General features: G+C 39.6%; 9 protein-coding genes. 3 read left to right on the top strand and 6 right to left on the bottom strand.

Going from position 1 to position 8,169, the window contains the following annotated elements:
• The 5 genes from MRT15_RS07580 to rqcH all read right to left on the bottom strand — a co-directional run.
• On the bottom strand, positions 1–1,232 hold a 1,232-nt coding region (locus MRT15_RS07580), incomplete at its 3' end, for a dihydroorotase family protein (protein ID WP_304329428.1).
• The gene (locus tag MRT15_RS07575) at positions 1,233–2,030 is read right to left on the bottom strand and encodes a CBS domain-containing protein (RefSeq protein ID WP_304329426.1); all 798 of its coding nucleotides are present in this window, start codon (positions 2,028–2,030) and stop codon (positions 1,233–1,235) included.
• Positions 2,031–2,033: 3 nt separating this feature from the next.
• Positions 2,034–2,873, bottom strand: coding sequence for an HPP family protein (locus MRT15_RS07570; protein ID WP_304329424.1), 840 nt, complete (start codon positions 2,871–2,873; stop codon positions 2,034–2,036).
• 3 nt (positions 2,874–2,876) lie between these two features.
• Positions 2,877–3,446: a cyclic nucleotide-binding/CBS domain-containing protein gene (locus MRT15_RS07565; protein WP_304329421.1), complete on the bottom strand. Its 570-nt coding sequence runs from the start codon at positions 3,444–3,446 to the stop codon at positions 2,877–2,879.
• Positions 3,447–3,484: 38 nt separating this feature from the next.
• Positions 3,485–5,476: a ribosome rescue protein RqcH gene (gene rqcH, locus MRT15_RS07560; RefSeq protein ID WP_304329419.1), complete on the bottom strand. Its 1,992-nt coding sequence runs from the start codon at positions 5,474–5,476 to the stop codon at positions 3,485–3,487.
• Positions 5,477–5,544: 68 nt separating this feature from the next.
• On the opposite strand from rqcH, the gene MRT15_RS07555 reads away from it, so the two are divergent.
• The gene (locus MRT15_RS07555; RefSeq protein WP_304329417.1) at positions 5,545–5,826 is read left to right on the top strand and encodes a hypothetical protein; all 282 of its coding nucleotides are present in this window, start codon (positions 5,545–5,547) and stop codon (positions 5,824–5,826) included.
• Here the strand turns inward: MRT15_RS07555 and MRT15_RS07550 are convergent, their stop codons facing one another.
• A complete protein-coding gene (locus tag MRT15_RS07550; RefSeq protein WP_304329416.1) occupies positions 5,827–6,210 on the bottom strand; it encodes a hypothetical protein in 384 nt (127 codons plus the stop codon).
• 141 nt (positions 6,211–6,351) lie between these two features.
• Here MRT15_RS07550 and MRT15_RS07545 point away from each other — a divergent pair, with 141 nt between their 5' ends.
• Together MRT15_RS07545 and MRT15_RS07540 are read left to right on the top strand one after the other, a co-directional pair.
• Positions 6,352–7,764 carry an acetate--CoA ligase family protein gene (locus MRT15_RS07545; RefSeq protein WP_304329414.1) on the top strand — a complete coding sequence of 471 codons (1,413 nt, stop codon included), beginning with the start codon at positions 6,352–6,354 and terminating at the stop codon, positions 7,762–7,764.
• Positions 7,765–7,807: 43 nt separating this feature from the next.
• A complete protein-coding gene (locus MRT15_RS07540; protein WP_304329412.1) occupies positions 7,808–8,155 on the top strand; it encodes a hypothetical protein in 348 nt (115 codons plus the stop codon).
• The last annotated feature ends 14 nt before the right edge of the window (positions 8,156–8,169 follow it).

Below are 8,169 nucleotides of genomic sequence, written 5' to 3'. Positions count from 1 at the left end.
ATCCCCCTAACCCTAAACCCATCAAATGGTGAAAACTTAGCCTTAGAATGGAATTTAGAGGAATCAATAACCCACTCCCTATCCAAATCCACAACTGTTAAATCTGCATCAAAACCAGGCTCTATTGAACCCTTACCCTCAATATTGAATATCCTAGATGGATTTAAACTCATAAGTTTAACAATATCACCAATACCGATAATACCATAATTCACAGCCGTAAGCATTAATGGTAGTGTGGTTTCCAATCCCGGAATGCCGGATTTAATGTCCCAGAAATTTCCACAAGACTTCTCTTCAATGGTGTGGGGGGCATGATCATCAGCCAAAACATCCACAAATCCATTGCGAATACGATCCCATAATGATATTACGTCAAAGATCCCCCTCAATGGGGGTTCCATTTTAGCAATACCGCCAAGTCTGTGGAGAACTTCACGGGTTAAAAGTAGGTGGTGTGGCGTCACTTCACATGTGGCAATCCCCCTAAATTTCGATATTAAATCCACAATCAAACCACTAGTTACATGGGCTATGTGAATTCTACAATTACTGGCATAAGCCAATCTTAGAATCCTTTCAACAGCTTTAAATTCAGCTTCAATGGGGTGAGCCTCCATAAACCCTCTAAAATCACTTAACCCTTTAAATTCATCTTCAAGTTTCGATATCATGGAGTAATCTTCAGCATGGAATACAACTGGAATCCCAATACCACTACAAACATGTAAATATTGTTTCAGGGAATCATCATCTGAAGGGTCTAGAAATCCATATCTGCGATTCAAGTAAACCTTAAATCCAATAGCACCCAGTTTAGCTATAGTTTCAACTTCACTTAGAGATTTTGGGAATAGTGAATAGAAACCAACATTAACATAGATTCTACCCTTAGCCAAATTAACCCTCTCAATAAACCTTGAAGGGGAATCTGTGAGGGGGGAATTGTTTGGCATATCTAGGACAGTTGTAAATCCACCAGCAGCTGCAGCCATAGTTCCAGATTCAAAAGTCTCCTTATACGATAATTCTTGATCCCTCAAATGTACATGAACATCTATGAGTCCAGGAAGAATTATTTTGCCTGGAAACCTATAATATTTATCGGATTTTGGAAGATTAACCTCCAATCCAACATCAAATATCTTCCCATCATCTATGGCTATAGCTGCATCCACCAATTCACCACGCCAAAATATCTTCCCAGACACTATACAATCAACGGTGACCAATCAAACAAAACCTCCGAAAAGTAGCATTTTAACAAAGAACCTTACATTCACAACGCCTAAAACTGAGTTATCCTCATTTAATGCAACAGCCCCAAGACCCCTCTCATCCAATATCGATTTTGCAACTACACTTATGGGTGGAGTACCATAAAAGTATGCTTTCGTACTCCTCATAACATCAGAAGCCCTTAGAGATCTAACCCTAGAAGCTCTATGTTGAGGTGAAACCTTATCTTGAATGAACTTTAAAACTGAAACTATATCGAAGTCTCTCACAATCCCCACAAACTTTTCACCCTTAACAACAGGTATGAATCTCAAATCCTCCTTAAGCATCAGCGACCTAACATGTAGAATGCTTGAATCAATGTCCACAATCCTAGGATTTCTAAGTATAAATCCACTGGAATCCACATTTGAATTCAAGAATAGCTTTGGGAAATCCTCCTCAAAGATCATGCCTACAGGTTTACCATCATTAAGTATTGGAATTGCAATTAAACCATGCTTTATCATCAATTCAGAAGCTTCAAGCAAATTGGAGTCAAGGGATAATGTTGGAATACTGGTTTCCATGACACTTGAAACGTATAAGCTACTCAAACTTATCATCCTAACACGTTCACTCCAAATCCTATCAAGAATCCCCCTAACATTTACTATGCCAACAAACTTCCCATCATCTAAAACTGGAAGTGCACTTAACCCCTCATACTCCATGATTTCAATAGCATTAGATAATGGTTGATCCTTATCCACACTTGGAATTGGAAATCTTGCTAAAATGAAGCTCTTCAAAACTTAAACCCCCAAATCCCTTGAAGCCACAACCCTAACAATATCAGTCTTAGTTATTATGCCAACAAGACTCCCAGAATCATTAACGACGGGTAGACCACTAATCTTATGGGATATCATAATCTCAGCAGCTTTAGCAACATCCTCAAAATCACCAATAGTTAATGGGTTTGGAGTCATAATGTCAGATGCCACTGGAACCCTTAAGGTTTTAATAGTCCTCCTAGATTCATCTTCAAATTTAATCTTCCTAGGACTATAACCAGTAAGTCTAAATGTTAAATCAGTTTTAGTTATAATCCCCACAGGTCTACCCCCATCCAAAACCACAACCCTACCAATATTATGCTTCTCAATGAGCTTACCAACCCTATAAATGCTGTGGAGGGGGTTTACAGTGACTACTGGAGATGACATAACCTCACGAACCTTACATAAACCATGATAATGCTCAGCATAAGCCCTAACAATATCAGTCTTAGTTATTATACCCACAAGATTCCCATCACCATCCACCACAGGTAAACCGCTAAATCCACCCTTAATCATCAATGAAGCTGCATTCTTCAAGTAAACTCTAGGTCCAACCGATACCACTGGTGAAGTCATAACTTCAGAAGCCAATATGCTATCAATAGGCCTTGGTGAATCCCTAATACTCTCACTTAAAAGGACTCTGGATATATCGGTTTCAGTAACTATTCCAATGGGCTTAGAACCTTCAACCACAACAACCCTACTAATATCATTATGTAACATGAGATTCCTAATCCTAGCAAGGGTATCCCTTGGCTCTACAACCACAACCCTACTACTCATGTAATCTGAAACTCTTAAAGCCACACCCTAACCCCCCTTAATTTCACGGCACTCTGGACACAAATACTCCCCATCAACTTCAATAAGTTCCTCAGACCACTCCCCACATCGATCACAATACCCAGACATGGAGCTTCCAGTATAATTATATCCCTCAGACACATTAACCTTCATAGCCTCAATAAGTATATCGATCATTTCAGGAGCAACTCTAAGTATATCCTTCTCAGTTATTATCCCAACCATGGAATCCCCCTCAACAACAATCAACCTCCTAACATTCCTCTTAACCATAATCCTAGCTGCATCAACAATCCTAGTTGAAGGCTTAATTGTTATTAGAGGTTTAGACATAACTTCAGATACACGTGTATCAGCGCTTAGCCCTGAAGCTAAAACCTTAACCACAAGATCCCTCTCAGTCACTATACCAACAGGCTTCCCCTCATCATCCAATATAACTACACTACCCACATCACGATCCCTCATTATCTTAGCCACATCAGCAATTGTTGAGGAAGCATATGCAGTTACAGGCTTCCTAGACATAACCATATCAACAGTTAAATCCTCAACTCTAGGCAATGCTCCAACCATAAGACGATACCAAACAAATATATGTCGAGATAAATATTTTAATTCTGCGGAGGAATAAGCCTAAACCCTCCCCTTGGAAGTATACGTCTAAAATCATCCATGGATAAGCTACCCACAACCCTCCTCAAATTTTCATCAAGCTCAGAGGAGAGGAGCTTCTTAAACTTAACCCACAATTTCTCTATAGGCTCAATTCCAGGTGCAAGGGTTATACTCTTAAAACACCACTTGGATATGGCTGATGGTGGACCTGAAACCAGAATAAAACCATAATCGGATGGCATTAGACCAATGGAAACCCTTAATGGAATGTTATGAATATAATTCTTCCTACCATAAATCATGAATGCACCACGGGAAAGATACTCCCCAGATGGAGCTGACTTGGAAACTTGCTTACCATAAACCCAGAATGCAGATGCGGATTCCATTATCCCCCTCCAAGCATTGGAAAAGGATACGGCGAATTGAGCTGCCTCATAAATTGTGGATTCAGGGATGCTGCTGGATTCAGATAATATTATTACTGATGGACCTCCATGAACATCAGCATGGACATATATACCATCATCCCTAAGCCACTTCCTAACCAAAGCCTCATTCTGAGATGCATCCCTACCACCAACAACTATCAATCCATCTGAAGATTTAAACCAGTGGAAATTCTCATACCACCTCCTCTTAACAATCGCCGTAACTTTAATTGGCTTTGCAATCCTCCTAGAAACCTCCTCCTCAACTTCCAAAGCCATCTTATCCTCAAGGGATTTAATTGCCTCCCTAGCTCTAGAAGCTTTACCCTCCAAAACCTTAGCTTCATTGAACAATCTAGATGCATTGGATGCAGCTGACTCCAAAACATTCAATGGCACAATTTCACCATCAACCCTAAACATTAGAATTCTATCCTTAGCATTAAATCCACATATACGCTCATAAATTTCAGGCTTCAATATTCTAATTCCATCCAAAACCCCACTCCAACCATACTTTAAAGCTGAATCCCTAACTAAACTTAAAACTTCATCTATGAAATTCAAATTACCCATTATCAGGTTACCGAACCTTCTAAGCTTAACAGCCTCCTCCTCAAAACTCTTCAAAGCCTCCCTCTGCTTTTCTATACTAGCTTTAAATCTACCTTCCACCTCCCCCCTAACTTTAGCTTTCAAATCCTCAAATTCAATTGCCATCAACCTATGGAAATATTCATCGACAGCTTCATTGAAATTCTTAAAGTATTCAGCTTCAAAACCTGAGTATATTTGGAAATCCAATGGCACAACGGATACAATTTTACCCTTATCAAGAATTATCTGTGGATTTATGGAGCCATCAATTATAGATGATACCATATCCCTAAACACATTTATGATGTTTTCGAAGCTAGATCGATCGATACTTGAAGCCTTCAAATTCTTATCTAAACCACATCTCAAACAAAGCTCTTCAGCAACTTCACCAGGGAGATTTAAAACCCTAGTTAATGCTACAACCAAACTCCCTTCAACCCCCATAAGCATATTATAAGCTTCATCAACCATGCAATCCATGGGATTGAAACCCCTAACCTTTGGTGGACTATAAATTTCACCATTAAATAGCCTCCTACCAGCAGACTCCCTCTCACGATAAACACCAACAATCCTACCATCAGAATCCAAGAGGAGGATGTTCCCACCATCCATAAACTCGAAAAACAAACTCAAACCATTATTCAACTTAAAACTTACAATCCTATCAAAATCGACTTGTGAAACCTCTAAAATCTTAGCCCTAACAATCCTAGATCTAAGGAAACTACAGAAGTTTGTGGGCATCTTAGGTTTCTCAAAATCAAACCCACTAACATTAACCCTCCTACCCAACTCAAAAATCACATTACATTTAAAACCACCAAACTTGAATTGGAATATGTTATCTGAAATTTGGTAAACATTGTTTATGTATGCTTGGTGGAGTGGTTTAAGCTCCCTAACAATAGCCAATAAATCCAGGGCGTTCAAAGACTTCTTACAATGGATAACCATATTAAACCCATCCAACTTACTTAAATTGGAGTTGTAGGGAGATTTAAACACTACGGAGTTGATGGGTATTGAATGCAGATGACAAGATATACTTGTTTAGGGGGGTATTTGGACTCTTAACCGCAATAATATGCATAACACTAAACTTGAGTGGAGGAACTGGAGTTATGTTTGGATTAACCATGTACATATTGACAATACCATTGATAAGGAGGGTTCTGAAAATTAAACCCTCAGACTTAAAGATTCCGGAAAACCTATACATAAGTGGACTTGCACCATACCTAGCACTATGGCTCATAACATGGATAACAGTATACACATTCCAAGTTCCACACCCATTCCCATGATCACTTACCAGAACCCCTCTCCCTAATTATCTTAATGAATTCATCAACAATAACAATCCAAGCATTAAGGAATCCAGACTCCAAATCGCTAATAGTATCCCTAGATAAATCCTTAACTAAACCATCCCTAATCTCCTTCAACTCCTTAAGATCAGCATTAATGCAACGCCAATAGAATGTGGATTTATCACCCTCCCTACCAGCTTCAATCATACCCTTAACTGCAAGCATAACCCCAACCCCCCAATCACCATCAACATCAAACTCCTTTGAAACTTCATTGAAAAGCTTCTCAGCAGCAGCATAATTACCGAAGAAACAATACCTCGCAAGCATTGAAACAGGCTTTAAAGCCTTACGCCTCTTAGCACTCAATATTGGCATTGGAATCCCAAAGCAAATATTGCATACTTGGAATTTAAACTTTGACCACCAAGCTTAGTTTATTTGAAGGTAAGGGTTAAAAGGTATGTGGAAATAATAAACATAGACTGAATATTGACATTATGCTGGTGGGATGCTCACATGAGCTATAAAACCTTGGAGCCATTCTTCAAACCTAAAAGCATAGCTGTAATTGGAGCTTCAAGAAGCCCTGAGAAGGTGGGATATCAATTGGTGAAATCCCTAATAGATGTGGGTTATGAGGGGAAGATATATCCAGTAAACCCTAAAGCTGATGAAATATTGGGGTTAAAGGCATATCCAAACATTAAGAGTATAGGTGAAACTGTGGATCTAGCATTAATAGCTATACCAGCCCAAAGCGTCCCAGAAGTATTGAGGGAAGCTGGGGAATGCAAAGTTAAATGTGTTATAGTGGTTAGTGGAGGGTTTAAGGAGGTTGGTGGAGAAGGGGCTAAACTGGAGGAGGAGGTTAAGAGGATAGCAAGGGAATATGGGATGAGACTCATGGGGCCAAACTGCATAGGAGTATACGATCCACACAACAAAATAGACACACTATTCCTACCGAGGGGTAGGGCTTTAAGGCCTAAGAGTGGGGAGATTGCATTCATATCACAAAGTGGAGCCATGGGGGTTGCACTACTAGATTGGATGACAATGGAAGATATAGGGTTAAGTTGCTTCGTAAGCTATGGTAATAAGGCTGACGTTGATGAAATAGACCTATTGGAATACTTGTTGCATGATGAGAAATGTAAGGTTATAGCCATGTACTTGGAGGAGATAACCCATGGGAGGAGGTTCATTGAAGTTGCAAGTGAAACTTCAAAAGTTAAACCGATAGTGGCAATAAAAGCTGGAAGGACAATGGAGGGGGCTAAGGCAGTATCATCACATACAGGAGCCCTTGCAGGTAGAGAGGAGATTGTGGAAGCAGCATTCAAGAAGGCTGGAGTAATAAGAGCATACGATACACATGAACTATTCGACTACGCTAGAGCATTGGCCACAGGTAGAGTGGCTTTTGGAGATAGGATAGCAATAGTAACTGATGGTGGAGGGGCAGGGGTTATGGCAACAGACAAACTCACAGATGAGAAGAGGGGGGTTGGATTGAAACTTGCAGAATTAAAGGAGGAGACCATAATTGAATTGAAGAAGCATATACCACCCTTCGCAATACCACACAACCCAATAGACTTAACTGGAAGCGTAACACCTGAAATGTATGGGGATGTTATAGATATAGTTGCGAGAGATGAAAATGTGGATGGAATAATAGTTATAGTCTTAATACATCCACCAGCAATGAATGTTAAGGTTGTGGATGAAGTGGAGAAGGCATATAAATCCACAAACAAACCAATACTCGTAGCATCCACTGGAGGGGAGCCAACGCAGAAAATCCTAAAAATGTTCCAGGAGAGGGGGATACCATCATACCCAGAAGTTGAGAGAGCTGTAAAGGCAATGAAGTGCCTAGTGGATAGGGGGAAATATTTAAAGAAACTTGGGAAGGGGATTCATTAAACTTATATTTATAGATTTGAAAATATTATTGGAGGATTCTAAAATGAAGGCTAGAGTAGCATTTGAGACAAAAACATACTTGATAATTTTAAGTGATGAAAAGCTTGAAATAGACTTGAAATCTGGGGCTAGGGCATTCCTAGAATACATGATTGAAGAACACAAAAGCCTTGAGAGGATATTCAAGTGGGCTGCAGACCACCTATTCCCAAGAGACATATACGTTGAAAACATAAATAGAGCATACGTTTCACCAGAAGGGGAAGCAATAGTGGAGGAGAAGACTCCAACGGGGATAAAGACTATAAAGGTTCCAGAATTAACAGCGGAGCAAGCAAAAACCCTTGTAGAAGCAATAAACAAGTTGCTAGAAGAGAAGCGTAAAGCTTAAAAGGCAAAAATAAC

Source organism: Candidatus Culexarchaeum yellowstonense (genome assembly GCF_024707025.1).
GTDB lineage: Archaea > Thermoproteota > Methanomethylicia > Culexarchaeales > Culexarchaeaceae > Culexarchaeum.
Note: the sequence above shows the minus strand (reverse complement) of the source record. Positions and strands in the feature narration are given on the sequence as shown.

Excerpts from the sequence above, each read along its gene's own strand:
- MRT15_RS07565 (WP_304329421.1), bottom strand. The coding sequence starts at position 3,446 with ATGGTTGGAGCATTGCCTAGAGTTGAGGATTTAACTGTTGATATGGTT.
- MRT15_RS07550 (WP_304329416.1), bottom strand. The coding sequence starts at position 6,210 with ATGCCAATATTGAGTGCTAAGAGGCGTAAGGCTTTAAAGCCTGTTTCA.
- MRT15_RS07545 (WP_304329414.1), top strand. The coding sequence starts at position 6,352 with ATGAGCTATAAAACCTTGGAGCCATTCTTCAAACCTAAAAGCATAGCT.
- MRT15_RS07540 (WP_304329412.1), top strand. The coding sequence starts at position 7,808 with ATGAAGGCTAGAGTAGCATTTGAGACAAAAACATACTTGATAATTTTA.
- rqcH (WP_304329419.1), bottom strand. The coding sequence starts at position 5,476 with ATGGTTATCCATTGTAAGAAGTCTTTGAACGCCCTGGATTTATTGGCT.